Source organism: Agathobacter rectalis ATCC 33656, from assembly GCF_000020605.1.
Lineage (GTDB): Bacteria > Bacillota > Clostridia > Lachnospirales > Lachnospiraceae > Roseburia > Roseburia rectalis.
Window position 1 is genome coordinate 764886 of sequence record NC_012781.1, and the last position, 25287, is coordinate 790172.

The window sequence follows — 25287 nt, forward strand, 5'->3', positions numbered from 1 at the left end:
ATCAAGACATCCGAGAAACAAAACCAAGTTGTGAACAACAACAAAGTTCTTTAAGTTATTAATGATGCAACGCTATGCATCGAAGAGATTAAGCAAAGAAGAGCGCAGGGTGGATGCCTTGGCACTAAGAGCCGAAGAAAGACGTGATAAGCTGCGAAAAGCTGCGGGGAGATGCAAATAATCCTTGATCCGCAGATGTCTGAATGGGGAAACCCGGTACGAAGAACTCGTATCATCCATACGCCAATCCATAACGTATGGAGGGGAACCCGGTGAACTGAAACATCTAAGTAGCCGGAGGAAGAGAAAGAAACATCGATTTTGTTAGTAGCGGCGAGCGAAAGCGAAAGAGGCCAAACCGGAGTGCGTGCACTCCGGGGTTCGGACCGCATTTAAGATTCAGTGATTCTAGCAGAAAGGTTTGGGAAAGCCTGCCGGAGAGGGTGAAAGCCCCGTAAGCGAAAGGAGAGCTGACTGAGCGGAATCCAGAGTACATCGAGACACGAGAAACCTTGATGGAAAGAGCGGGGACCACCCCGTAAGCCTAAATACTACTTAGTGACCGATAGCGCATAGTACTGTGAAGGAAAGGTGAAAAGGACCCCGGGAGGGGAGTGAAAGAGAACCTGAAACCCTGTGTTTACAAGCTGTGGAAGTTCTTTAAATGAACAACCGCGTACTTTTTGTAGAACGGTCCGGCGAGTTGCGGATACTGGCAAGGTTAAGCACTTAAGGTGCGGAGCCGAAGGGATACCAAGTCTTAACAGGGCGTTAAGTCAGTGTACGCAGACCCGAAACCGGGTGATCTATCCATGTCCAGGTTGAAGTTGTCGTAAAAGACAATGGAGGACCGAAGCCACATCCGTTGAAAAGGGTGGGCATGAGGTGTGGATAGGGGAGAAATTCCAATCGAACCCGGAGATAGCTGGTTCTCCTCGAAATAGCTTTAGGGCTAGCCTCGATTTAGTCTTATGGAGGTAGAGCACTGAATTTCCGCGGGGGCGTCAAAGCTTACCAAAGAATATCAAACTCCGAATGCCATGTAGATGATGATCGGGAGTCAGACTGCACGAGATAAGTTGGGCAGTCAAAAGGGAAAGAGCCCAGACCACCGGCTAAGGTCCCAAAGTGCGTGTTAAGTGGAAAAGGATGTGGGAATTCGAAGACAACTAGGATGTTGGCTCAGAAGCAGCCATACATTCAAAGAGTGCGTAACAGCTCACTAGTCGAGAGTTCCTGCGCCGAAAATGTCCGGGGCTGAAACACGACACCGAAGCCGTGGACTCGCAATGCGAGTGGTAGAGGAGCATTCTTAAAACCGACGAAGCTGTACCGGAAGGAGCAGTGGAGGGATAAGAAGAGAGAATGCCGGAATGAGTAGCGAGAGAAAGGTGGGAATCCTTTCGGCCGAATATCTAAGGTTTCCAGAGTAAAGCTGATCTGCTCTGGGTAAGTCGGGGCCTAAGCACAGGTCGCAAGACGTAAGCGATGGATAACAGGTTTAGATTCCTGTACCACGCATTATCAGAACTGTAGGGACGCATGTGGAAAGCACGAGCCGGGAATGGAAAAACCGGTACAAGCGAGGTAGGTGTACAATAGGCAAATCCGTTGTATAATCCGAAGACGTGATGTGGAGCGAAATAAAGTAGCAAAGCGTGTGAGCCATGTGCCGAGAAAAGCTGCTATTGTGTAATGCGTGCCCGTACCGTAAACCGACACAGGTGGATGAGGAGAGAATCCTAAGGCCGGCGGAAGAAGCATTGTTAAGGAATTCGGCAAAATGACCCCGTAACTTCGGGAGAAGGGGTGCCTGCGAGAGCAGGCCGCAGAGAATAGGCTCAAGCAACTGTTTAGCAAAAACACAGGTCTATGCGAAACCGAAAGGTGAAGTATATGGGCTGACGCCTGCCCGGTGCTGGAAGGTTAAGAGGAGAGGTTAGCTTCGGCGAAGCTTTGAATTTAAGCCCCAGTAAACGGCGGCCGTAACTATAACGGTCCTAAGGTAGCGAAATTCCTTGTCGGGTAAGTTCCGACCCGCACGAAAGGCGTAATGATTTGAGCACTGTCTCGACAATGCATCCGGTGAAATTGAAGTACCAGTGAAGATGCTGGTTACCCGCGCCAGGACGGAAAGACCCCATGGAGCTTTACTCCAGTTTGATACTGGGATTCGGTACTGCATGTACAGGATAGGTGGGAGACGAAGAAGGATGGACGCCAGTCTGTCCGGAGTCGCTGTTGGGATACCACCCCTGTAGTACTGGGTTTCTAACCAGTTGCCATAAACTGGCAATGGGACAATGTCAGGCGGGGAGTTTGACTGGGGCGGTCGCCTCCGAAAGGGTATCGGAGGCGCTCAAAGGTTCCCTCAGAATGGTTGGAAACCATTTGAAGAGTGCAAAGGCAGAAGGGAGCTTGACTGCGACACCGACGGGTGGAGCAGGTACGAAAGTAGGACTTAGTGATCCGGTGGTATAAAGTGGGATTGCCATCGCTCAACGGATAAAAGCTACCCTGGGGATAACAGGCTTATCACTCCCAAGAGTTCACATCGACGGAGTGGTTTGGCACCTCGATGTCGGCTCATCGCATCCTGGGGCTGTAGCAGGTCCCAAGGGTTGGGCTGTTCGCCCATTAAAGCGGTACGCGAGCTGGGTTCAGAACGTCGTGAGACAGTTCGGTCCCTATCCGGCGCGGGCGGAGGATATTTGAGAGGAGCTGTCCTTAGTACGAGAGGACCGGGATGGACGGACCACTGGTGTATCTGTTGTCGACCAACGGCATGGCAGAGTAGCCAAGTCTGGAAGGGATAAACGCTGAAGGCATCTAAGCGTGAAGCCCCCCTCAAGATGAGATATCCCTCCTTCGGGAGTAAGACCCCTTGAAGACTACAAGGTAGATAGGGCAGAGGTGGAAGCATGGCAACATGTGGAGCTGACTGTTACTAATAGGTCGAGGGCTTAATCTGGTTAATAACAAAGAAAAACAAATCGGATTTGTATGAAGTTTTGAAGGTACAAACCTTAATAATCCTCGATAGCTCAATGGTAGAGCACTCGGCTGTTAACCGAGTTGTTGTAGGTTCGAGCCCTACTCGGGGAGTTTTCTTTTTCTTAGGCTCCATGGTCAAGCGGTTAAGACATCGCCCTTTCACGGCGGTAACACGGGTTCAAATCCCGTTGGAGTCATTTTTAGCACAGCAATGCGCTGAGTTAAAAGTCATAAGTCGTATGCCGATGTGGCTCAATTGGCAGAGCAGCTGATTTGTAATCAGCAGGTTATCGGTTCGAGTCCGATCATCGGCTTATATATTTGGACCATTAGCTCAGTTGGTTAGAGCAACCGGCTCATAACCGGTCGGTCCTGGGTTCGAGTCCCCGATGGTCCATTAAATTTTTTTCTTGCATTTTTGTGCAAACTGTGATATTATATATCACGCATTAAGCATTTGGCCTAGTGGCTCAGTTGGTTAGAGCGCCGCCCTGTCACGGCGGAGGTCACGGGTTCGAGTCCCGTCTGGGTCGTTTGTAGTGAGTATCTACTACAATTTTATATGGGATCTTAGCTCAGCTGGGAGAGCATCTGCCTTACAAGCAGAGGGTCACAGGTTCGAGCCCTGTAGGTCCCATTCATGCCGCAGTGGCGGAACTGGCAGACGCGCAGGACTTAAAATCCTGTTGTAGTGATACAGTACCGGTTCGATTCCGGTCTGCGGCATTCATTCAAAACACTTGACAAGAGTGTTATAATGAATGAGTAAATAAAATATGTGTGTGTAGCTCAGCTGGATAGAGCACTTGGCTACGGACCAAGGTGTCGGGGGTTCGAATCCTCTCACGCACGTTATATAGTATAGAAAGAGCAGGTTGTAATACCTGCTCTTTCTATACTACAAATCGTCCGCGGACGATTTGAACCCCAGGGTTCGCTCTACACTCCGTTGCGCCACTATCTTAATGTAAGTGCTCAAATGATACAGAAATGGATTGATGAGAGTATGAGTGTTGTGAATTAACAAGTAATAAATAATCATGAAGCTGCCAGAAGATATGATTGACTGGCAGCTTTTTTCATATTGGCTATGTATAAAATACTTTCGTATATATAGAAAGAAGGCATCATAAACTGGCTGAATGCTCATGAAGCTGAGTCTTGGTGCGTGCTTGATGATGAGATTTTTCCGGATTATGAGCAGTTGCAAATCGTGGAAAAGTTAGTTAAGACATGTTACATGGATGGACTGACGGATGACTATGTTAACGAAGTTATTATGAAATTGACAGATGATTTCATGGATTAACTATGAGCCAAGGAGTCTGAAAGAAATTGCAGAAAACTATCAAAATATAAAATAATAGTGGACGAATTTGATAATATTGATTTATTGGTAGATAAGTTATTTGGGGATGCTTTGCAATAATTTTATTTATTTCTCAACATAAAAATTGTAATTTCAAGTGATGGAGGTATGTTAAGTGCATATCCAATAAAATAGTATATAGAAAGGGAAAATATATGGACGTATTAAATAAATTTTTACAAGCAGAAATAAATTCGAAAGAGTATTATGAGAGCATTATAAATTTTATTAATTTATATGAGATAAGAAAAGGTGAATTTGAAGGAAATGAGTATGTTATTATGAAGATGGATAGGGATAACTTTATAATATTCTCTGAGTATGATGATGGGGAAGGTGGTATACAGATACCCTTTTCACTATCAATTTATAAAAATAGCTTGTTGGATGCAATTAATAGTTATGCTCAAGAGAAAGGTGTTATTTAATTAGGGTTATACTTGCCATAAGTTCGTATTTTCACACCAAAAAGTTTGTATACAAAACAGGGTTGTGATTGCGTGGCGTGGAGCCGCAAGCGCAGGACTGGTTTCATCAGCAGACAGGGCGGATATGAAAGCCCCCGTCCCTCGTTTTTCAAGATTTTCTTGCAATTAAGTTTTACTTCAAGATGGATTATGACATTCACAGACAGGCTACTAACAATTTTATTGCTATATTACATCTGTATGAATAAAGAAAATATATTGACAAAAATGTGCAAATTCAATAAAATTATTAACCATAAGGGCACACTTATGGAAACGTAAGGTCGCAAAGCCAGAGTCTAAAACAGTTACATGTAGTAATGACAGTTCGGCTGCAACAACCGGTGAATACCGGTTGCTGCAGCCTTTTTGTATGTATGAAAAGTTTATTGAAGTATGAGGTGAAAAGATATGAATGAAAAATTTGATTTTCTGCCACTTGGGAGCATTGTAGTAGTAAGCGGTGGTATAAAAAAATTTGTGATTGTTGCAAGAGCACTGCAGGTAAATATAAATGGCTGTAAACAGTTCTTTGATTATGCTGCCTGCCCATATCCTGAGGGAATGAATGGTGACAGGCTTATGTATTTTCAGCATACAGATATCAGCAGGGTTGTGTTTGAAGGGTATGTAGATGATGATGAGATAATGATGTGTGACAACATCTTTAATGCCATGGAGAAAACAGAAATAGAGCGCGCAGATGTAAGAAAACTCAAAAGAAGCATGGTGAACTGATATGGCAAAAAAGAATGACAGAAAAGAATACAATAAACTGAAGAAAAAGAAAGCTGACAATAAAAAACAGCAGGAACAGTGCCAGTCAGAGATAGATGTGCTTGATGAAAAAATAGAGAGGCTGAAAGCGGCATACAGGAAGCTGGATGATGCCAAGGAGGCTATTGATGATATCAAGCATAACCAGAGGAATATGATAAATTCAGATCTTTATCAGTGCATGTGGACAGGCAGCAATGCACAGGAATGTTATGAATCATGTGAGAGCGGAAATTTATATACAGCTTATGACGGATATGTGTCAAATATAGATGCAGCGGAGGATGCCATCAATTGGGAAATAAATACACTAAAAGAAAAAGTGAATGAAAAATATGGTGTGCTTTCAGGACTTGTTAACGCATGGGATGATCTGTGCACGAAAATACAGAATTTTTTCAATTAATAAAAGTGAGAGGAGAAATACAAAGATGGAAATCAGCCTTGATAATATGCAGGTATCTTTTATGACTGCCGGTATAAAAACAGCTTCTGATTCCGTAAGTCTCACAGCGGCAGAGACAGAAATCAAAAGCAGATCTGAAGCAATGGACAAATTTCAGGAAGAATACAGGCAGCTGAAAGCCTTTGTGAAAGATTACAGAGATACTTTAAATAATGATCTGGCAAAAATAGACCTGATAATAAATGCAATAAATGAAAATGACAGAAAACAGGGAGATTATATTAAAAATGGTATTGGACTATCAGATACAGCTGTGATACCATAAAACTAGGAGATGAAAATGGAAGGGTTTCAGATAAATTATACGGATCTCAGCGATCTGTTCTGGGAATATAAGCGAAAAATTGAAAATCTAATTGAAAATATTGATAACTGCATAGAAAGAATCAGTATGTTTACGGAAAATGCAGTATTTACAGGAAAAACCGGAGACGCAGTAAAGAGTTATCTTGGTGAAGCACATATAACAATCCTGTCAGGCATTAAAGTAACTGCACAGACACTGCTTGACAATATGGCAGCATACAAGGATGGATACCGTGCCATTGATAGCTCGACGAACTTCAAACTGGATGAAGAAGCAATACAGGAATTCAGGAAAAAACTGGCATCAAACTATGAGGATACTGATGAGTATACGGGCAAAATAAGAAGTGCACTTTCAGAAGTATCGGACATATCTGATGTGGGCATGCCGGACAGTAACGGAGTATTTGATATCCATGAGCAGATGGACAGCGACCTTATAAAGCTTGTCTCAAATGTAAACAGCTACGAGAGGGAAAATGTGGTACGGCTTGAAAATTCAGTAGAGCTGCTTCTGGAAAATCTGCAGTCATGTCTTTCAAAAATAGGCCTTAGCCAGGGTGCGATTGAGAGCTATGAAACAGGCAGTTTTATCACAGATAAAGACGCAGGTGCCCTGAACACGGGCATTAAAATATTTGGAGACCTGCATGAGAAGAATAAAGAAGCATACGATGAAATCTATGAGACAGAACAGAAGATAAAGGATGAAGCCGAAAAGAGAAAGACACAGGGAATCTGGAGGACGGTTGGAGGAGCAGTACTAATTGCGACGGGTGCAGCATGCATAGTGCTGACAGGAGGTGCCGCAATACCAATAGTAGCTGACGTTGCAGTAGCAGTAGGAAGCGGAACAGCAGTATTCGGAGCTGCAGATGCCATAGAGGGCACTCAGGATATTTATTATGGAAGCACAGGTGACATTGACAGCACGGCAGTAAACGGCATAAAGGATGACCTGTTTCAGGGAAACGAGGACGCATATTATCTGACAGAAAATGCCTTTGCATTTGCGGCATCCGCGATGATTCCAATCGGACAGGCATCCACAGCGGGAAATCTGACATTCAAAAGCACAGCAACAATAGTCGCCAAAGAAGGCATCTCAATGGGAGCCGGAGCCGGTGCGCAGAAGATAACCACAGATGTGACAGGAAATGATACAGCAGGAATGGTTGCCGGTATGGTTGCAAGTGGAGTGACAGCAAAGGGGCTGAATGGAATTGAAGCAGAGGCGAACAAGCTGGCGAAAGCCCCAAAAGGGATTGATGGAGTAACCGAGGGAGCTGGAAATTTAGCGGAAGATGTGGGGAAAGCCGGAAAAGGGCTCGAGGGAGCAGCCAAGGGAGCCGAGAGTGCAGCGGAAGATGCTGGGAAGGTTGTTGAGAGTGGTAAAAAGACTATTATATCTACTTTAGGAAATGAAATAGATATTACACCGTCCTTAAAGCATACTTCAGTCAATAAAAATCCAGGACCATATGGTGAAGTGAATACATCGGTGGACATATTAGACGCAGAGGGAAATATAAAAACTAGACGATGGTATGATTCTGAGGGTAAAGCATATAGAGATGTTGATATGAGTGACCATGGAAATCCCAAAGAACATCCAGAAGTCCCACATGAACATACATGGGAATATAACAATGGAAAACCAAAAAGAAATTAAGGAGAAGAGATGAAAGGTTGTATAATAAAAAATGATGAGATTTCTATAAAAGATATTTGCAATATTATTGGAGATGTGGACAACTATAATTGGCTTATTACAAATATTGAATGTTATCCAAGTGACGAAGAGATAGTAAAAATTTTGGATAATGAATACTGTTGGATTGAAGGAAGAAGCTTGTTAGATTTACTAGCTAAAGAGGAGTTCCAATGGATATGGGGGGTCTTCTCTGCTTTCCCTAAAGAAATAAGACTTGAAGAAGTATTAAAATATGATTATCCGTATGCTGATGGATATAAAGGATTTTGGGAAAATCCAATAGCATTGCAACATCCATTAGCAGTTTCAGAAATTGTGGTTTGGGATGGTTCATTAATATTAGTAATATCGAAAAAGAGTGAAGTTGTTAATGCTCTTATCGAAAACAATACATTTGCACAGGATTTAGAAAAATATAATATGGAATAATTTTAATTATGGTTATACTTTCAGACATCTAATAGCATCACTACAACCCATGCATATCTATTAATTAACCATCATGGTTGCCCAAAAGCAATTAAGTATCCATGGTGTTATAAATGACACTAAAACTTTGTTGAGTTAGGCATACGAATGAATATTGCAAAATGAATATGTTGATGTAACGCACTTTTAGCAACAGAATGTTGCAAAAGGGTGCGTGTTTCTGTGAAAGTTTTACTATAAACGATAAGGGCTTTTTTATAAATTCGGGAGTAGCTAATAATGGTATGAAAATAGATATGTTTTTAGATCAAAGTGGTAAAATTATTTCAGCATTTCCGGAGGAATAGAAATGAAATACAGAATAGAAGAATATAAATTAAAAAATGGTATTGAGGATATAAGTATCATATTTGATGAGAAATATCAGTTGTTGACAACTTTTATGTCATGCGATGTATTGCCCTTTGAAAAATGGATTAAATCAGGTTTTGATAGAGTACTGTCAGGGAAAAGTGAATATGAAGAAGTAAATGGAAATGTATGTTGTGCGGAAATAAGTCCTAAAACGACTAAAGTATATGATAATCTGGCAGAGGATGCTATGGGGAATTGGTGTGAAGTTGATACAAAAGAACTTCGTCAATTAATTGATGAGTGGTGTGATAAAGTTCAAAAATTTAAAATGAGCATCACAACTAAGCCTCCCACCGGCAGGCTTAATTCGTAGTCTCACTACCATATATTAACAGAATTTCTTAGGTTCATAAGTCTTACCATCCCGAAATACGGCGTAGATTATGGTGGTAAACTGACCGAAGCGAATGTCCGATTTGTTTCCCTTCAGGAGAAACAATGGAAGCTTCGTGATGATTTTTACCAATATCAATTCCGATAATGTACATAAGAAAACTCCTTTTGTGTAAATGGTATGTAACAGGTAGAATCCTCGCTTCAATGCGGGTTACAATCTGGTTAGATATACGAAGTACAGCACATATGCGGCCAACATCCAGCTAATACGCAAAATCCTGCAAAGCAGAGGGAGCAGTCTCAATGAACGAAGTCACAAGTGCTTCAAGAGTGGTGACGCACACCTCTATCTATTACAGGATAATTGTGAAATAGGAATAAAAGAAAAGCAATAGATAGAAAAAGACTGCTTTGATTCCTATGTGTTTAGCATACCAGAGTGGTAGTGAATCTGTAAGGTATTCACCAATCAATCCATGTAATGAAATCAGCCAAGAAGTAGCAGAATCTTTTAATGGTGCAACATTTACAAAAACAACATTGACAGAGGATACAGTTATGTATAGAGTAAGTGGTGGTAATGCAGGAAAAGTTGGGTCATATGTATCAAGAACATCTCAAGGTGGAGGATTGCAATCACAGTTGGATTTGGCATTAAATCCTTCTTGGGGAAATACAACTGAAAATATTACAAAAGTTGTTGTTCCAAAAGAAACCACGATTTATGAAGGTGTCGCTGCACCACAGAACATTTATGACAGTCTTGGAAATACAATAGGTGTATTACCGGGAGGTGGGAATCAAGTATATATTCCAAAAGTGGAAGCGGGGTGGTTTAAATGATAAAATGTGAATGTAGCGAACGAATAGGAAGTGTGATTAATTCGTACCAATTATATGAAGAAATTAAAATGTTTTTTGAAGAACAAGTTAAAGAAGGCAGGTTTTCAGAAGTACCGGTAGAAAAACCGTATTGTAATGGGTTTGAGTGGAAAGCTGACAAATGGTACAAGTGTATTTGCTGTGGATGTCTTTGGGAATTTAAATATCCTGATTTCCCAGCAAAAGGTTTTGTCCGTAAGTTTGCTGATGGAATATATCACCAGAAGGAGATAGGGAAACATGAATATTAATGAACCAATTAGTAATCCTAAATTAGTCAGTGCAATTGAAGGATTAAGTAACAATAATGCAACACAACAGAAGTTTTTTGAAGAATTAGCACAAGCTAAATTATTGTGTCCTGCAGATATTCAATTACAGAATAGTACCAGAGATGGTAAAGAAATAGTTGTGGGAGAAGGGTCTTCAATATCTGTAAAGCATATCGAAGACACAGAAGGTAATAAGTTTTTAATGGCATTTACTGACTGGAAAGAATTATATAAATGGAATTCATCCAAAGAACAGCAAACGGTTATTTTTGGTTATAAGGATTTTCAGAGCATCATGAAGGAAGCGAGAGATGTATATTCAGGAATTGTAATAAATCCTTTTGGTGCAAATATTGTGATTACGCTTCCAATGCTTGATGGTTTGGAAAATGATTGCATAATTAAAAAAGAAGAACAGGTGCTTATAGGTATTCCAGCTGAATATCCAACTGAATTGATTAATAATCTATGTATATATTTTGATAAGGAAAAAAGCGTTGATAAGGCATTCTTATTATGGATGGTAAGAGGCGAAGAGGGAAGCTATTTACTAATATTGGATTCAAAAGAAGATCCTAATATTCTATATCCAAGAATTGGAAATTTCTGCAGTAGATTTCTAAAAGATAAGATGTTAGATATAGTTTCAGCGAATTCTGATTTTGGAAAGAATGTAATTAAAGAACACAAATCATTTTATGAAAGAGATTAATTCAATTATGGTTATACTTTCGGACTCCAAACAGCCTACAACTCCTGCACGTCTATTAATTAATCATCATGGCGGTTTCGAAGTAATTAAGAATTCATGATGTTAATTAATAGACACTAGCGAAATTTTGCCAAGTTGTGTATACGAACGAAGATTGCAAAATAAATATGCTGACATAACGCACTCCAAGCACATAATGTTGCTAAGGGTGCGTTTATTGTACCTGTTAAGTGGAATTATATATCATCCGTCACGAAAATCGTGTCGTTTGTCGGATTTTTGTGAGTAAGAGACAAAAATGAGTATAATAATCCTTATGAATACAGATCAGGGACTGTTATGCTTGGAAAAGAAGGTGTATCAACTCTGGCAGGATATGGAGCATCTAACCTGGTATATGATAAAACAAACAACCAAACACTTGGAATGATAGCCGGAATACTGGCATCGACGGGATCAGCAAAAGGACTGAATATGGCAGATGCAAAATTGGGCTGGTCAAACAAAGGTGTGAAAGGTAATGTTGTTGAGAGTGTAACAGGGAATATAGAGACCAGAGTGGTAGTAAGGCTGATGTATTAGCTCAGAATAGGGCAAATGGAAATGTTGTAATAAATGAATATAAATCATCATTGACAGCACCGCTAACAAGTAATCAAAAAATTGCATTTCCTGAGATTTTTGAAAGTGGAGCAACTGTTGTTGGAAAAGGAAAAGGTATATTCTCTGGAGGATACCAGATTCCGCCAGGTACAAAAGTAACAATAATTCGACCAGAGTAGGAGGTATTATGTCGATAGTTGATAATAAAACAGTAGATGGCATAGCGTTAACGGATGATAATAATGGAATAATTTTACTGATAGCTGACCATATGGACTGGAGAGATGAATATCAGCATTTAGTAATGTTGCAAGAAAAGATTAATGTATATATCACCTTTCTTGAACAGAAGCAGTATGAAGATATCTACAAAGGAGAAAATATAACATATGGAATTATAGAAATTCATTTCTTATATAATTTAACCGCTAATGCAGAAAAGTTTTTACAGTCAGTTCAAAATCAAGTTGCTGAACTTGGTGTAAAGATACAATATTGTGTTTCGCAGGAGGGAGCAGATGAAGCTAGATAAAAACCAACAAAAGCAATTAATTAATGCAATATATATCTTCAGATAGAAGAGGATATAAAACAAAAACAAATATCATTTATAGTGTAAAGGATAATGCATTTATTCATTGTGATTTTCTTGTTGTAAATTCGCAGAAATTAGTTTATAGAATCTATATTAAAAATTATAATTATGATGACATTTTTTGGAAGGTTATGCAAATGCCAACTAATAGCAAAAAGAGTAATTCATTAAGGGCAAGTGGTGCTTTTAAGGCTCCTTCGATTTTATTAAAAAAGGGGGAAGTAGACCTTACAGATAAATATGATGAGCAAGCGGAATACCTTTTGGGATTAGTAGATGAGTGTAGTCATAATTTTATGGAAAAGTATGATATTGATGAGTATATTATTGATTATGAAGATGGTATGGATGAGGAAGTACTAAAGTGTTTAGCCTACATTAATATGAATAACATTGAGGAGGCTAAAAAAATAGCACAAGAATCAATCAATAATGGTAATAGAGGGAATTATGAGAATGGAGGGAAAGCTTTTTTTGATTGGATATTGATGCTTTAATAAGTATATCTAATTACATCTCTACGTAAGGATATCCGAAAAAACTGAATATTGTTTCGTTAAAGATTTAGAACGCATTGTTTTCATAGCACTTGTTGCTACATTAAAAGGTAAAAAAATCCTTGTTAAAGGCAACCATGATGATGTGTCTGATTACAGATATAAGCAGCTTTTTTATGATATATGCGATTACAGAGAGATACATGACTCATACGGTGGTAAGAATTATGACCTTGTGCTGTGTCACTATCCTATATTTTCATGGAAAGGCATGAATAAAGGTACGATCCTGTTATACGGTCACACCCACAACAGTGCAGAGGATGTATATTTTCAAAAGTGTCTGACTGGTATGGAAGCGAATAATTGCAGGCATGTAGGTGATAAGCCAATACAGGCATACAATGTAGGCTGCATGAAGCCATGGATTGACTATGAGCCAAGAAGTTTGAAAGAAATTATCGAAAAGTATCATAATATAAAATGATAGTTTACGGATATATTAAAATACACTACTCTTCCATCATTGTTTTATATGGAAGACCAAAGCCTAAATATGGCATTATAATTAGTAAAATGGAGATAATGTGATGAATGAACAATGGTTTTTATTGGGTGATATACATGGCAGTGCACAGCCGGTTCACTATTTTTATCAAAAAAATAAGGAAAGATTGAGTTTGGATTCATCAGAAAACTTTATGATTCTGCTTGGTGATGTTGGTGCAAATTTTGCTCTCACTGGTCAGAGAGATCATAAATTCAAATCAGAGCTTTCAAAATTGCCATTTACTTTTATATGTCTAAGAGGAAATCATGAAGCCAGAGTAAAAACGGTTATGGACAAAAATCCTGATGGATGGGAAACAATATCAAAATATGATGGTTCCATATTTGTTGAGAAAGAATTCCCTTACATTGAGTATTTAGCAGACGGACCGGCAGTATATAATTTTAAGTCTTATAAAACTTTATCTCTGCCCGGTGCTTACAGCGTGGACAAGTACTATCGTCAAGCCAGACATTTGACGTGGTATAAGGATGAGCAATTAAACGAAAAAGAAATGGAGCTCGGAAGAAAATTGTGCAGAAATGAGGCACCGTTTGATTTAGTACTTTCGCATACATGCCCATATCTATATGAACCAACCGATTTGTTTCTTGCAGGACTTGATCAGAGCACGGTTGATTCAACCATGGAAAGATATCTCGGCGAGATAGAATTTAATTTGGATTATAAGAGATGGGCCTTTGGACATTTTCATGCCGACCGGCTGTATCCATGGGCTGATGGCAGACAGATGCTGATGTTATTCAACGAAAATGTTGTAAATCTGGATAAATTTATGAATATGACCGAAAAACAGTCGTTTAAAGATATTATTGCATAAAAGAGCAAATGTGGCACAAAAGCCTAAACCGCATCAATTCTTTGCAGGAGCTTTATTCGTAAACACCATCCTTCTTCCAGCATTGTTTTATATGGAAGCTCCAAAATTTGCTATTGTCACATTTCACTCTTTGCCTAATCTGTGGTATATTCTTAGAAAGGTACCGGTAGAAACAAGAAGATTATGGTTGGAAAATGTTTGCAAGGTTTTAAAAGTAGCATGTGCATCACAGGAAGCGGTCATGACTGCTATTAAAATGGATAACTTTAAAGATTTTGAGGACTGCTTGCAGGACAGATGTGCCGAGGAAGTTTCAGCAAATTATATAATTACTCGAAATATAGCAGATTTTGAAGCTTCTGTGGTATCAGCTATAGAACCTGATGAGTGGCTGAAAAAAATTAACTAAAAGAGATTATTGACATGGTTTAAGATATCAAATAAATAACATAATTGAGGCACGGAATTAATACTCCGTGCCTCAATTGTTTTATCCGGATTACCTTTCTGTTGTAAAATAAAGGGCGTTATTTCAGTGCAGATATAATTTTGAAATATGGCTTGAAAAGGCTGTAATATTTCAGACCATCTGTTTCACCGTAGCTCTTTGTGATGGCAGATCTTATGCCATTGAGATTCTTTGTTTTATTCTTGTTTTTTTCAAGAAAATCAACAAAATTTCCGGGATCATTAATATCACTGTGTGCGAAAATTATACCTGTAAAACGCTCTACCTTCTTTTTACGCGTGAGCTTTTCAGGCGTAAAAGAGTAGGATTTGTCTTTTATGGTTTTATAAATTGTCTGACCCTGTTTCATACCATAAACATGAACCAGCGTCTCATGAAGCTTGAGCAGATTGTCTTTTCCCATGCAGTTTAGGAAAGAATCTACCTCAAAATGGTCGAAGTCTTCGGATACTGCCGAGACTTCAGAAATATCTGATATATCAATGCTGTCCGTTGAGAATTTAGCCTCATCTGCTTCGTTTTTATTTGAGCTGTTACCAGAACCGTTATGAGGTGTCTGTTCGTCAGTGAATGGTAAGTCGTCATTAGCCATAAGCTTATCACTTGACGGTAAGTCATCGTTAGTTGCAAGCTCATCACCTAACGGTTCACTGTCTGTATAGCTGCTATGATTGCCATCGATAAGTTCATTCAGATTGTAAGACTTTGCGGTGATAGCATCGGTATCAGTATCGGTATTGATATTGGTATTGGTATTGGTATTGGCGTTATCTTCCCTGGATGGAATATCTGCTACTACCTGATACTTGATGTTTTTTCTTCGCTGGACAGCCTGTTTGCAGAAATTTACATTGAATCTGCGTACAGCGAATCCCTTATCTTTCCAGAACCTTACAGCAGGGTCATAGCCTGTGTCATTGCTCATTATGATGTACTCATCAGCACATGACTCGGCTGATGCAGCATCACATTTGTTTTCACTGAATGAATCAGCGCATCCCATCAGATATCCCATATATGATACGAGCTGAAAATCAAGGGCATTCGTGCCCTCATAGGATTTCTCAAATCGGATATTTATTTTGTTATTTTCCATAAGCCTGATGACTGACATGTATGACATGTGAGGTGATTTTTTTGTGTAAAAAACTACGATTTCGTCGTCCTCATCTGCCATATCAAACAGCATCAGCCAGTTGTCGTTGACATTTTCGCTGTCTACTAAAAAGTGTCTGATAATAATCACCATTAATCCGGACAAAGGTATTGTAGCATGTGTAGGAGAAAATGGCAAATAATATAGATTTAAGTAAATGTTAACAATACAAAGAGTGCAACATATGATATAATTTTAATATATCTTGAAAATGAAGGGGGAATAGAGTTGGCAGATATTGAAATAAATAAATCAGATATTGATGAAGTTAATGATGTGATACAAGAAACAGATGAAGAAGCATATGCGTTGGATTCTGAATTTACAGAGGAAAAGGAATATAAAACAGTACAGAAATATGAGCTTGTGACGATTCTGTCGTATCTTATAGGTGTAAGAAATGAGATACTTGATGATATGTGCAGTGATGAGTATGTGGAGCTTTTAAACAGCTTAAGAGAAAGTACAAATGCGAGGATACTCAGATATCTGTGTAAGGCACGTACAAGTCTGCTGCGCAACTATAAAAAAACAGACAATGAAATAAAATATAATCTGGGTAATATAAACAGGATGGAGTGGTTTGATGCAGAGAATATAAATAAGCTTGAGAGCTGGGAAGTGCATATTATATTGTATAATTCATCGGCTGACAAGTATTGCGTACATATTAACAAGCTGATAAATGAGCACGTGGATGCATGCAAAAAGCTTTTCCCAGACTGGGTAAAATGGGAGTATATCAGGGATTTGTTTGTCATAGCGGATTATGAAAAGCCAAAGAAGCTAAAGGCAGAGTTTACTGTCTATAAAGAGCACAGAAAAGAGTATCCATACGGGATGTACATTCACTGGCGCCCGGATGGCAGGGGAAATCTGCTCAATTCCGATGGACGTATATTAAAGACAATATACAGACAGCATGGTGATTATTTCAATGACGGTTCAAAATACAGGGATGCAGTGGAAGATACAAAGGAAAATATATATGAGTTTATCCGTGAAAGTATGCGTGTTGTGATAGTTGTGGATTGTGAAAATTCTGATGTATACAAGCTGTATGGAGTATTAAAAAACTTAAATTCTGAGCAAATGTCCAAAATAGAAAAAATTATACTTTATGATGATTATCATACATCCTGTGGATGGGACTGGCTGGAAAAATTCATACATATCCCTGTATTCCATGAGGAGGTGGAGCGCGTGACAGACCGAAAGTCGCTTGTTGATATAAAGATGACTGCGGGAGTGTGTGAGGCGTATTATAAGGACAACATAGACTCGTTTATTTTGTGCTCAAGTGATTCGGATTACTGGGGACTTATTTCATCTGTAAAGGATGCTCATTTCCTCGTGATGTACGAATATAGCAAGTGCGGACAGTCAATCAAGGATGCACTTACAAAACGATGTATTTTTCACTGTTCAATAGACGATTTCTATACAGGAAATGCAAGTGATTTAAAGAAAAAAGTCATGATAAATGAATTGAAAAATCTGACAAATGATATTGTCGGAAAGAATGGCTGGGAGATGACAAGACAGATATACGAGAGGACTAAAATTACATCGACAGAGCGAGAAATGAAGGATTTTTACAATAAATATGTTAAGTCATTGAGGTTAAAAATTAATGAGGACGGAGTATTCGAGATTGTGGTCAATGAATATTGATTATCGTAAAACTGTTTTATGTAATTATTGTCGGTCACACATGTATTGTGTGAAGGTTAAGCCTTATTTTAGCGGAAAGAGTGGGAAAGTATGATGAAACCGATGCTTGAAATCTGCTGTGGCAGCTTTTCGGATGTGAAAACAGCATATGAAAATGGTGCGGACAGGGTTGAACTGAACAGTGCCCTATATATGGGAGGGCTGACACCTACACTCGCCAATTTAATATATGCAAAGGAAAAATGCAATATGCCGGTAGTGACAATGGTTCGTCCAAGGGGCGGCGGATTTTGCTATTCGGATGAAGAATACGACATTATGCTTATGGATGCAAAAATTCTTTTAGAGCATGGAGCAGACGGTATTGCGTTTGGATTTCTGACAGAGGAAAAAATGCTTGACAAAAAGCGCACGAAGGAAATGATAGAGCTCATTCATGAGTATGGCAGGGAAGCTGTGTTTCACCGCGCCTTTGATTGCATAGATAATCAGGACAGTGCAGCGGAGAGGCTTATTAGGCTTGGCGCAGATCGTATTCTCACAAGCGGTGGCGCAGCAAATGTATGGGATGGCAGAAAACAGCTTAAGCATCTTCAAAATCAATATGGAAAAGATATTACGATTCTGGCAGGAAGCGGCGTGAATGATACCAATGTGAGAGCACTTATTGAATACACGGGTATTACGCAGGTACACAGCTCGTGTGGCTCATGGAAGTGTGATGTGACAGCAGCGGGCAATGCAGTGGATTTCTCGTATGATGAAGCGATGAAGAACTGCTATCAGTGTGCGGATGCAGGTAAGGTTAGGAAGCTTGCGGAAGAGGTAAGTGGAGTGTAATATTAAAGCAAAAGATTATAGAATTTCGGAGGAAGCAATTAATGGCGGAACAGGAAAATAGTAAGGATTTAATCAGTGTACTTTGGAGTGGCGCTGATGTACTTCGTTCTAAAATGGACGCGAATGAATATAAGAATTATCTTTTGGGAATTGTATTCTATAAATACCTATCAGATTCATTTTTGATAAGAGTATATGATTTGATAAATGATGAGAAACCGGAATCGCTCAAGGTGGCACTCGAGGCATATAAAAATGAGTTGAAGGGTGAATATGCTAATGATTTGCTTGATGAATTAAAGCAGGATCGTAAATATGTAATTGAGCCTGAGCTTACATATACATGTTTTGCAGAGGATGCAAGGAATAATTGCTTTAATCGTGAGCAATTACAGAAAGCGTTCAATAATATTGAGCAGAGCGGAGAGTTGTTTGTGGATTTGTTTTCTGACATTGATTTGTATTCAAGCAGGCTTGGAGCGGGAGACCAGAAACAAAGTGATACAATTGCAGAACTGATAAAGGTAATAGACCAGGCGGATTTGCTCAATTCCGATGGTGAAATACTTGGAGATGCATATGAATATCTGATAGGACAGTTTGCGTCAGAGACCGGTAAGAAGGCGGGAGAATTCTATACACCACAGGCAGTATCAAAAATTCTTACTAGAATAGCAATAACAGGACAGGAGAATGTGAAAGGTTTGTCAATCTATGATCCATGTATGGGCTCAGGTTCGCTGCTTCTTAACGCAAAGAGATACTATAAAGGTGATACAAACTATATAAAGTATTATGGACAGGAACTGAACATGTCTACATATAATCTGGCGAGGATGAATATGTTCCTGCATGATGTAGCTGCGGAGAATCAGAATCTGCATCATGGAGATACTCTTGATGCAGACTGGCCAACTGGTGAGGAAACTGACTTTCACATGGTACTTATGAATCCACCGTATTCTGCAAAATGGAGTGCTGCATCAGGATTTTTACAGGACGAAAGATTTTCAGAATATGGTGTTTTGGCGCCAAAATCAAAGGCTGATTATGCATTTTTACTTCATGGACTTTATCATCTGAAAAGCAATGGAACAATGGCCATCGTTTTGCCACATGGAGTGCTTTTCAGAGGTGCAGCAGAGGGAAAAATAAGAGAAAAGCTCCTTCGTTCAGGAAACATATATGCGGTTATAGGATTGCCGGCTAATTTATTTTATAATACGTCTATTCCTACATGCATTGTTGTCCTTAAAAAGCATAGAGATGGCAGAGATGTACTGTTTATTGATGCGTCAAAGAAGTTCATTAAGGGCAAAAAACAAAACGAAATGTCAGACGAACATATTGATGAAGTTATGGATTTGTATAACAGAAGAGAAACTGTAGACAAAGAATCCTATCTGGCAAGCTTTGATGATATTGAAAAGAATGATTTCAACCTAAACATACCGCGATATGTAGACAATTTTGAAAAGGAAGAGGAAGTCGATATAAATGGTCTGCTCGAGGATATGCAAAAAACAGATGACGAGATAGGAAAGGTCGAAGGTGAGTTTGTGAATTTGTTAAAAGACCTGACATCGTCCGATGAAAATATAATGGCATCGTTGAATCGTTATATTGATATGATTGAGGGGTGATTTGTATGGAAAATCCAAAGATTAGATTTAAAGGGTTTACTAAGGATTGGGAACAGCGTAAGTTGAACGAAGTGGCGGAAAAAATATGCGTAGGATTTGTCGGAACATGTGAGAAATTCTATACAGATGAATCAGGAATTCCTATGTATAGAACAGGGAATCTTAACGGATTATCTTTAAATAGAGATGATTTGAAATATGTAACAAACGAATTTCATCAACACAACCAAAAATCACAATTAAAAGCAGGTGACATCCTTATTGCTAGACACGGAGATAGCGGAAAAGCTGTAAATTACGAGAATTCTGAAGAAGCAAACTGTTTAAACATTGTTATAATCAGACCAGATTTCAAGAAATGTAATTATAAGTTTCTGACAAATTGTATCAATAGTCCAGAGTGCCAGAAACATATCAAATCGCTTTCGGCTGGTAGTACACAGGCAGTCATCAATACAAGTGAAATCGAAAAATTGGGAGTTGTAATACCTGCAAATATTGATGAACAGAATAGAATTGCAAGATATTTTTCCACCCTCGACAACCTCATCACTCTTCACCAGCGAAAGTGTGAACAGACAAAAAAATTGAAAAAATATATGCTTCAAAAAATGTTTCCTCGAAATGGAGCAAAAGTTCCAGAAATTAGATTTGATGGATTTACTTACGATTGGGAACAGCGTAAGCTGGGGGAGATATATGGTTCGATTGGAAATGCATTCGTAGGAACAGCTACTCCGTACTATGCAGAACATGGACATTTTTATTTGGAATCTAACAATGTAAAAGACGGACAGATAAACCATAACGCTGAAATTTTCATAAATGATGAATTTTATGAAAAGCAAAAAGATAAATGGCTACATACCGGAGATATGGTTATGGTTCAGTCAGGGCATGTTGGACATGCAGCTGTAATCCCTGAAGAATTGGACAATACAGCGGCTCATGCCTTAATCATGTTCAGAAATCCCAAAGAAGAAATTGAACCTTACTTTTTGAATTATGAATATCAGACTGATAAAGCCAAAAAGCAAATTGAGAACATTACTACTGGTAATACCATAAAACATATCCTTGCATCTGATATGCAGGAATTTGTAGTTGATATTCCAAAATATGAAGAACAGAAAGTGATTGCGAGCTATTTTTGCAAACTCGACCACCTCATCACTCTTCACCAACGTAAGTGCGATGAACTTAAGAAAATGAAAAAATATATGTTACAAAATATGTTTATATAATCATTTGATATTAGAGTTATGAGATATCTTGAAGGAAGGGAGGGGTAAGAATGTCACAGGGAATTAAAATGGATACAATAATTTTATATCATGGTTCTCCTAACAAAATAGTAACACCGGTATTTGGTGGTGGAGATGATAAACATGATTATGGTCGTGGATTTTATCTGACAGAAAACATAGATTTAGCAAAAGAATGGGCGGTTTGCAGACCTAATGAACAGAATGGATGGGTTCATAAGTATGAGTTAAATACAAGGAATCTAAAAATTTTTGATTTTCAGGAGAAAGATGTTTTATCGTGGCTTGCAGAGCTTATGAAGCATCGCGATGCGGCGGATTCCAAGCGTTATAGGATGCTTTCAGCAAAGTTTATTGATAAATATGGTATTGATACCGATGCATATGATGTGATAAAGGGATGGCGCGCAAATGCATCATATTTCTATATTGCAAAAGAATTTGTCAGAGATAATATTGATATAGATATTCTTGAGGAATTGCTTTCTTTAGGCGGATTGGGGATTCAGTATTGTATTAAGACAGAAAAAGCATATGCAAATTTACGTGAGATAGAAAGTGATTTACTTCAAGTTGAATACAATGAATTTAACAATAAGTATAATCAAAGAGATATTGAAGCAAGAAAAAAAATGCGTAATTTAGTAGATTCAGATGCAAATAAGGTTACGAATGTTTTTAGTACATTGTTTTAGAGGTGAGAAAATGGGCGCATATTCAGAAGCGTATCTGGGTGACGTGGTGGAAAATCAGGGAAAATTATTTGATTTTGTGGCACAGTCTTATCCTGATAGTGATACAGAAGATTTTATAAATACGTATATGAAAAGTAAAACCAGAAAAAACATTGATGATGCGATGGCTTATGTTAATACTATGGATGCAAAAGAACTGTGGAAATACTTTTCAGACACAGAAAAATATAAGTTAAAGAAGGGGAAAGCAATCGAAGGATTTATGCCTGATTGGATTGGAGAATTTTATGCTTATTATCAGTGGTATTATGATATTCCAAGCGCAGAGGTAATAAATAAAGTACCGGTCGATTTTCTGAGGAAGGCTTATTGTGGACTTCATGATTTAGAGCTTGATTTGGCGGTAAAAAAGGTAGGTAAAGTATAAATGAATATAGTTTGTTTTCATAATCCAAATGAGGAAAATGGATATCTTAGTAACTGGTATTTAAGTGAGTTTGAATGTGATGGAATAAGATTTTCATCAATGGAACAGTACATGATGTATCAAAAAGCAAATTGTTTTGGTGATACAAAAATAGTGGAGAAGATTCTTGAAACTACAGATGTTGCACAAATTAAGGCTTTGGGAAGAAAGGTTTCAAATTATAATGAAACAATCTGGAATGGAAAGCGACAGATTGTTGTTTACAAGGGCCTTTGTGCAAAATTTCAAAACTCTGAATTGAAATCCAAACTAAAAGCTACAGGAGATGCGGTTTTAGCGGAAGGTGCTGTGAGGGACTGCATTTGGGGAATTGGATTGTCAATGACAGATCCTAAAAGACTGGAAATGGAAAAGTGGAGAGGACAGAATCTGCTTGGATTTGCACTTATGATGGTGAGAGATGGAATATAAAATCTGAAAAAAATTTGATTACTTTTAAGAGCATTCATCCGTGCTTTTAATTAATTTTAGGCGTGGGACAATTTGACTCACGTCTTTTATATTATAAGTGATGAAAAGTGGCATCACTCGTTATTAGCGTAAGTCCATTGTGATATGGTGAATAAAACCAAAAGTTTGGGAACAGCGTAAGTTGGGGGAACTTGGTTCATTGAAGAACGGAATGAACTTTTCTAAAGAGGCTATGGGACATGGTTTTCCCTTTATTAACTTACAAAATATCTTTGGAAACAATGTAATTGATGTTAACAAATTGGAATTAGCTGATGCTACAGAAAAACAATTGTTAGAATATTCATTGCTAAAAGGAGATGTATTATTTGTTCGTTCCTCAGTAAAACTGGAAGGAGTTGGTGAGGCAGCATTGGTGCCAGAAACCCTTGAAAATACAACTTATTCAGGATTTATTATTCGTTTTAGGGATGAATATGGACTAAATAATGATTTTAAAAAATATATATTTGGAACTCAAAAAGTACGAAATCAAATAATGGCTCAAGCAACCAACAGTGCGAATAAAAACATTAGTCAAGGTGTACTTGAAAATCTTACTTTTGAAGTACCATCATTTGATGAACAAGCAAAAATAGGAGAGCATTTCTCCAACCTCGACCACCTCATCACTCTTCACCAGCGCCAGACAGATTTTTATAAAAAACCCAATTTCTACTTTATCTCATCGTAAGCCAATAAAAAATTATAAATGTTGAAAACGATTGGGAACAGCGTAAGTTTTCTGAATTGGTAACAATTGAGCGTGGTGGATCACCTAGACCGATAGATAAATTTATCACGAATGATGAAAATGGATTGAATTGGGTTAAGATTGGTGATGCTCCAGAACAGGGAAATTATATTACTCAAACAGCAGAGAAAATTAGACCTGAAGGACTCTCTAAAACTAGAGAAGTTCATCCAGGAGATTTGATCTTATCAAATTCGATGAGCTTTGGAAGACCATATATAATGGCGATAGATGGCTGTATTCATGATGGTTGGCTTGCTATTCGAGATACCAAAAAGAACTTTGATTTAAAGTTTCTTTGTACTTTACTTGGAACAGATGGCATGCTCAATCAATATAAGGCTATGGCGGCAGGAAGTACCGTTAATAATCTTAACAAAGAATTGGTGGGTGGCACTACAGTTGCATTTCCAATGGTGGAAGAGCAGATAAAGATTGGAGATTATTTTACTACCCTCGACCACCTCATCACTCTTCACCAGCGCCAGCACAAATTACATCTGAACATGCTTTTATAAACTGTTTTTTATCGTAAGTAACATCGTATCTATACAATGGTTACCATAAATTTGACAACGAATCAAACATAAACCAACCTCAAACAAAGCAAGCCTAATTATGGTTACATCAGCGTAAGCAGTACTAATAAAGGAGGTAGCGTATGCTAGAGGATATGAGCAAGGATGCATTATTTTACAACTATTACGCACAGTGGATAGAAGTGTATAAGAAAGATGCAATTCGTGAAGCCACTATGGCAAAGTACAGGATGACTCAGAAGTGGGTGGAGAAGCTGGCTCCGGAGCTTAAGGTTTGTGAGCTGACAAGGACCGCGTATCAGAAGATACTAAATGATTACGCAAAGGAGCATGAGAGACAGACAACACTTGACTTCCATCATCAGCTAAAGGGTGCGGTAATGGACGCGGTGGATGAGGGGCTGATAGAGCGTGATCCGACCAGAAAGGCTATCATCAAGGGTAAGACACCACGTGAGAAAAAGATTAAATATCTCAATCAGTTTGAGTTGCATACTTTGATAGCTGATCTGGATATAAAGGAAGAGCCGAACTGGGACTGGTTTATTTTGCTTGTAGCAAAGACAGGGATGCGTTTTTCAGAGGCGCTTGCTATCACACCGAAGGATTTTGATTTTGGAAGGCAAACTCTTTCTATAAGTAAGACGTGGGATTATAAGGGTAAGGGAGGTTTTCTACCGACGAAGAATAAGTCATCTGTGAGAAAGATTCAGATTGACTGGCAGATAGTAGTAAAGTTTTCTGAGCTGATAAAAGGGTTGCCGGAGGACGAGCCTATATTTGTAGGAGAGGAAAAGATTTATAATTCAACCGTCAATGATGCTCTCACCAGACACTGTAAGGCCTGTGGGATATCGGAGATTTCCATTCACGGACTTAGACATACGCATGCGTCGTTGCTTTTGTTTGCCGGTGTTTCTATAGCCAGTGTGGCGCGCAGATTGGGGCATGCGAGTATGACAACAACGCAGAAAACATATCTGCATATCATTCAGGAACTGGAAAACAAGGATGTGGATCTGGTAATGAGGACTTTGTCAGGACTGTAATGTAGCTTTTTAAACAATATGCTTACGCTGATTTTGATATAA

27 protein-coding genes, 8 tRNA genes, 1 rRNA gene and 1 riboswitch are annotated in these 25287 nt (G+C 38.7%); of the genes, 35 read left to right on the forward strand and 1 reads right to left on the reverse strand.

Going from position 1 to position 25287, the window contains the following annotated elements:
• The first annotated feature begins 86 nt into the window (after nucleotides 1-86).
• From EUBREC_RS03765 to EUBREC_RS03885, 25 genes are all read left to right on the forward strand, one after another.
• Nucleotides 87-2971, forward strand: a 23S ribosomal RNA gene (locus EUBREC_RS03765).
• Nucleotides 2972-3033: 62 nt separating this feature from the next.
• Nucleotides 3034-3105: transfer RNA gene (locus EUBREC_RS03770), tRNA-Asn, on the forward strand.
• A gap of 14 nt (nucleotides 3106-3119) precedes the next feature.
• Nucleotides 3120-3191, forward strand: a tRNA-Glu gene (locus EUBREC_RS03775).
• A 44-nt stretch (nucleotides 3192-3235) separates the two neighbouring features.
• Nucleotides 3236-3308, forward strand: a tRNA-Thr gene (locus EUBREC_RS03780).
• Between the two features lie 9 nt (nucleotides 3309-3317).
• A tRNA-Ile gene (locus EUBREC_RS03785) sits at nucleotides 3318-3391 on the forward strand.
• Nucleotides 3392-3453: 62 nt separating this feature from the next.
• Nucleotides 3454-3527 (forward strand) — tRNA-Asp (locus EUBREC_RS03790).
• 31 nt (nucleotides 3528-3558) lie between these two features.
• Nucleotides 3559-3631: transfer RNA gene (locus tag EUBREC_RS03795), tRNA-Val, on the forward strand.
• A gap of 5 nt (nucleotides 3632-3636) precedes the next feature.
• Nucleotides 3637-3720 (forward strand) — tRNA-Leu (locus EUBREC_RS03800).
• 52 nt (nucleotides 3721-3772) lie between these two features.
• Nucleotides 3773-3846: transfer RNA gene (locus tag EUBREC_RS03805), tRNA-Arg, on the forward strand.
• A gap of 672 nt (nucleotides 3847-4518) precedes the next feature.
• The gene (locus EUBREC_RS03810) at nucleotides 4519-4791 is read left to right on the forward strand and encodes a hypothetical protein (protein ID WP_012741730.1); all 273 of its coding nucleotides are present in this window, start codon (nucleotides 4519-4521) and stop codon (nucleotides 4789-4791) included.
• A gap of 290 nt (nucleotides 4792-5081) precedes the next feature.
• Nucleotides 5082-5170: riboswitch (cyclic di-GMP riboswitch) on the forward strand.
• Between the two features lie 71 nt (nucleotides 5171-5241).
• Nucleotides 5242-5568: a DUF4176 domain-containing protein gene (locus tag EUBREC_RS03815; RefSeq protein WP_012741732.1), complete on the forward strand. Its 327-nt coding sequence runs from the start codon at nucleotides 5242-5244 to the stop codon at nucleotides 5566-5568.
• A 1-nt stretch (nucleotide 5569) separates the two neighbouring features.
• Nucleotides 5570-6013: a DUF5082 domain-containing protein gene (locus EUBREC_RS03820; protein ID WP_012741733.1), complete on the forward strand. Its 444-nt coding sequence runs from the start codon at nucleotides 5570-5572 to the stop codon at nucleotides 6011-6013.
• Between the two features lie 25 nt (nucleotides 6014-6038).
• A complete protein-coding gene (locus EUBREC_RS03825) occupies nucleotides 6039-6338 on the forward strand; it encodes a hypothetical protein (RefSeq protein WP_012741734.1) in 300 nt (99 codons plus the stop codon).
• Between the two features lie 15 nt (nucleotides 6339-6353).
• On the forward strand, nucleotides 6354-8051 hold the full coding sequence (locus EUBREC_RS16905; RefSeq protein WP_306718804.1) for a T7SS effector LXG polymorphic toxin: 1698 nt from the start codon (nucleotides 6354-6356) through the stop codon (nucleotides 8049-8051).
• Nucleotides 8052-8060: 9 nt separating this feature from the next.
• The gene (locus tag EUBREC_RS03835) at nucleotides 8061-8522 is read left to right on the forward strand and encodes a hypothetical protein (protein WP_012741736.1); all 462 of its coding nucleotides are present in this window, start codon (nucleotides 8061-8063) and stop codon (nucleotides 8520-8522) included.
• 349 nt (nucleotides 8523-8871) lie between these two features.
• Nucleotides 8872-9249 (forward strand): hypothetical protein, encoded by a 378-nt coding sequence (locus EUBREC_RS03840; RefSeq protein WP_012741738.1) that lies wholly within the window; start codon nucleotides 8872-8874, stop codon nucleotides 9247-9249.
• Between the two features lie 443 nt (nucleotides 9250-9692).
• A complete protein-coding gene (locus EUBREC_RS03845; RefSeq protein WP_012741739.1) occupies nucleotides 9693-10115 on the forward strand; it encodes a hypothetical protein in 423 nt (140 codons plus the stop codon).
• The gene (locus EUBREC_RS03850) at nucleotides 10112-10405 is read left to right on the forward strand and encodes a hypothetical protein (RefSeq protein WP_012741740.1); all 294 of its coding nucleotides are present in this window, start codon (nucleotides 10112-10114) and stop codon (nucleotides 10403-10405) included. The genes EUBREC_RS03845 and EUBREC_RS03850 overlap by 4 nt, the downstream gene beginning before the upstream one ends.
• Entirely contained in the window at nucleotides 10395-11138 is a 744-nt protein-coding gene (locus EUBREC_RS03855; RefSeq protein WP_012741741.1) for an enhanced serine sensitivity protein SseB, read from the forward strand. Before EUBREC_RS03850 ends, EUBREC_RS03855 begins: the two co-directional genes overlap by 11 nt.
• A gap of 339 nt (nucleotides 11139-11477) precedes the next feature.
• Entirely contained in the window at nucleotides 11478-11720 is a 243-nt protein-coding gene (locus tag EUBREC_RS03860; protein WP_012741743.1) for a hypothetical protein, read from the forward strand.
• Nucleotides 11721-11928: 208 nt separating this feature from the next.
• The gene (locus EUBREC_RS03865; protein WP_012741744.1) at nucleotides 11929-12273 is read left to right on the forward strand and encodes a DUF6572 domain-containing protein; all 345 of its coding nucleotides are present in this window, start codon (nucleotides 11929-11931) and stop codon (nucleotides 12271-12273) included.
• A gap of 23 nt (nucleotides 12274-12296) precedes the next feature.
• On the forward strand, nucleotides 12297-12833 hold the full coding sequence (locus tag EUBREC_RS03870) for a hypothetical protein (protein WP_012741745.1): 537 nt from the start codon (nucleotides 12297-12299) through the stop codon (nucleotides 12831-12833).
• Nucleotides 12834-12978: 145 nt separating this feature from the next.
• Entirely contained in the window at nucleotides 12979-13320 is a 342-nt protein-coding gene (locus EUBREC_RS03875; protein WP_012741746.1) for a metallophosphoesterase family protein, read from the forward strand.
• Between the two features lie 103 nt (nucleotides 13321-13423).
• Entirely contained in the window at nucleotides 13424-14224 is an 801-nt protein-coding gene (locus tag EUBREC_RS03880; RefSeq protein ID WP_012741747.1) for a metallophosphoesterase, read from the forward strand.
• A 10-nt stretch (nucleotides 14225-14234) separates the two neighbouring features.
• A complete protein-coding gene (locus EUBREC_RS03885) occupies nucleotides 14235-14633 on the forward strand; it encodes a hypothetical protein (protein WP_049757222.1) in 399 nt (132 codons plus the stop codon).
• A 118-nt stretch (nucleotides 14634-14751) separates the two neighbouring features.
• Here EUBREC_RS03885 and EUBREC_RS03890 read toward each other — a convergent pair whose 3' ends face one another.
• Nucleotides 14752-15942 carry a PIN domain-containing protein gene (locus tag EUBREC_RS03890; protein ID WP_012741749.1) on the reverse strand — a complete coding sequence of 397 codons (1191 nt, stop codon included), beginning with the start codon at nucleotides 15940-15942 and terminating at the stop codon, nucleotides 14752-14754.
• 135 nt (nucleotides 15943-16077) lie between these two features.
• On the opposite strand from EUBREC_RS03890, the gene EUBREC_RS03895 reads away from it, so the two are divergent.
• From EUBREC_RS03895 to EUBREC_RS03940, 10 genes are all read left to right on the forward strand, one after another.
• On the forward strand, nucleotides 16078-17523 hold the full coding sequence (locus tag EUBREC_RS03895) for an NYN domain-containing protein (protein WP_012741750.1): 1446 nt from the start codon (nucleotides 16078-16080) through the stop codon (nucleotides 17521-17523).
• A gap of 90 nt (nucleotides 17524-17613) precedes the next feature.
• Nucleotides 17614-18363, forward strand: a complete 750-nt coding sequence (locus tag EUBREC_RS03900; RefSeq protein ID WP_012741751.1) for a copper homeostasis protein CutC — start codon at nucleotides 17614-17616, stop codon at nucleotides 18361-18363.
• Between the two features lie 41 nt (nucleotides 18364-18404).
• Nucleotides 18405-20006, forward strand: coding sequence for a type I restriction-modification system subunit M (locus tag EUBREC_RS03905; RefSeq protein WP_012741752.1), 1602 nt, complete (start codon nucleotides 18405-18407; stop codon nucleotides 20004-20006).
• Between the two features lie 5 nt (nucleotides 20007-20011).
• On the forward strand, nucleotides 20012-21250 hold the full coding sequence (locus EUBREC_RS03910) for a restriction endonuclease subunit S (RefSeq protein WP_012741753.1): 1239 nt from the start codon (nucleotides 20012-20014) through the stop codon (nucleotides 21248-21250).
• A gap of 50 nt (nucleotides 21251-21300) precedes the next feature.
• Nucleotides 21301-21966: a DUF3990 domain-containing protein gene (locus tag EUBREC_RS03915; RefSeq protein ID WP_012741754.1), complete on the forward strand. Its 666-nt coding sequence runs from the start codon at nucleotides 21301-21303 to the stop codon at nucleotides 21964-21966.
• Nucleotides 21944-22393 carry a hypothetical protein gene (locus EUBREC_RS03920; protein ID WP_012741755.1) on the forward strand — a complete coding sequence of 150 codons (450 nt, stop codon included), beginning with the start codon at nucleotides 21944-21946 and terminating at the stop codon, nucleotides 22391-22393. Before EUBREC_RS03915 ends, EUBREC_RS03920 begins: the two co-directional genes overlap by 23 nt.
• Nucleotides 22394-22864 carry an NADAR family protein gene (locus EUBREC_RS03925; protein WP_012741756.1) on the forward strand — a complete coding sequence of 157 codons (471 nt, stop codon included), beginning with the start codon at nucleotides 22394-22396 and terminating at the stop codon, nucleotides 22862-22864.
• 199 nt (nucleotides 22865-23063) lie between these two features.
• On the forward strand, nucleotides 23064-23597 hold the full coding sequence (locus EUBREC_RS03930) for a restriction endonuclease subunit S (protein WP_306718826.1): 534 nt from the start codon (nucleotides 23064-23066) through the stop codon (nucleotides 23595-23597).
• 14 nt (nucleotides 23598-23611) lie between these two features.
• The gene (locus EUBREC_RS03935; protein WP_330367788.1) at nucleotides 23612-24175 is read left to right on the forward strand and encodes a restriction endonuclease subunit S; all 564 of its coding nucleotides are present in this window, start codon (nucleotides 23612-23614) and stop codon (nucleotides 24173-24175) included.
• A gap of 143 nt (nucleotides 24176-24318) precedes the next feature.
• Complete coding sequence (locus EUBREC_RS03940) at nucleotides 24319-25245, forward strand: site-specific integrase (protein ID WP_012741759.1); 927 nt, start codon at nucleotides 24319-24321, stop codon at nucleotides 25243-25245.
• The last annotated feature ends 42 nt before the right edge of the window (nucleotides 25246-25287 follow it).

Coding starts and splice junctions, on each gene's coding strand:
- EUBREC_RS03880 (WP_012741747.1), top strand. CDS start 13,424: ATGAATGAACAATGGTTTTTATTGGGTGATATACATGGCAGTGCACAG.
- EUBREC_RS03815 (WP_012741732.1), top strand. CDS start 5,242: ATGAATGAAAAATTTGATTTTCTGCCACTTGGGAGCATTGTAGTAGTA.
- EUBREC_RS03855 (WP_012741741.1), top strand. CDS start 10,395: ATGAATATTAATGAACCAATTAGTAATCCTAAATTAGTCAGTGCAATT.
- EUBREC_RS03920 (WP_012741755.1), top strand. CDS start 21,944: ATGTTTTTAGTACATTGTTTTAGAGGTGAGAAAATGGGCGCATATTCA.
- EUBREC_RS03915 (WP_012741754.1), top strand. CDS start 21,301: ATGTCACAGGGAATTAAAATGGATACAATAATTTTATATCATGGTTCT.
- EUBREC_RS03850 (WP_012741740.1), top strand. CDS start 10,112: ATGATAAAATGTGAATGTAGCGAACGAATAGGAAGTGTGATTAATTCG.
- EUBREC_RS03860 (WP_012741743.1), top strand. CDS start 11,478: ATGCTTGGAAAAGAAGGTGTATCAACTCTGGCAGGATATGGAGCATCT.
- EUBREC_RS03810 (WP_012741730.1), top strand. CDS start 4,519: ATGGACGTATTAAATAAATTTTTACAAGCAGAAATAAATTCGAAAGAG.
- EUBREC_RS03905 (WP_012741752.1), top strand. CDS start 18,405: ATGGCGGAACAGGAAAATAGTAAGGATTTAATCAGTGTACTTTGGAGT.
- EUBREC_RS03870 (WP_012741745.1), top strand. CDS start 12,297: ATGCAATATATATCTTCAGATAGAAGAGGATATAAAACAAAAACAAAT.
- EUBREC_RS03820 (WP_012741733.1), top strand. CDS start 5,570: ATGGCAAAAAAGAATGACAGAAAAGAATACAATAAACTGAAGAAAAAG.
- EUBREC_RS03910 (WP_012741753.1), top strand. CDS start 20,012: ATGGAAAATCCAAAGATTAGATTTAAAGGGTTTACTAAGGATTGGGAA.
- EUBREC_RS03890 (WP_012741749.1), bottom strand. CDS start 15,942: ATGGTGATTATTATCAGACACTTTTTAGTAGACAGCGAAAATGTCAAC.
- EUBREC_RS03825 (WP_012741734.1), top strand. CDS start 6,039: ATGGAAATCAGCCTTGATAATATGCAGGTATCTTTTATGACTGCCGGT.
- EUBREC_RS03845 (WP_012741739.1), top strand. CDS start 9,693: ATGTGTTTAGCATACCAGAGTGGTAGTGAATCTGTAAGGTATTCACCA.
- EUBREC_RS16905 (WP_306718804.1), top strand. CDS start 6,354: ATGGAAGGGTTTCAGATAAATTATACGGATCTCAGCGATCTGTTCTGG.
- EUBREC_RS03900 (WP_012741751.1), top strand. CDS start 17,614: ATGATGAAACCGATGCTTGAAATCTGCTGTGGCAGCTTTTCGGATGTG.
- EUBREC_RS03835 (WP_012741736.1), top strand. CDS start 8,061: ATGAAAGGTTGTATAATAAAAAATGATGAGATTTCTATAAAAGATATT.
- EUBREC_RS03840 (WP_012741738.1), top strand. CDS start 8,872: ATGAAATACAGAATAGAAGAATATAAATTAAAAAATGGTATTGAGGAT.
- EUBREC_RS03925 (WP_012741756.1), top strand. CDS start 22,394: ATGAATATAGTTTGTTTTCATAATCCAAATGAGGAAAATGGATATCTT.
- EUBREC_RS03940 (WP_012741759.1), top strand. CDS start 24,319: ATGCTAGAGGATATGAGCAAGGATGCATTATTTTACAACTATTACGCA.
- EUBREC_RS03865 (WP_012741744.1), top strand. CDS start 11,929: ATGTCGATAGTTGATAATAAAACAGTAGATGGCATAGCGTTAACGGAT.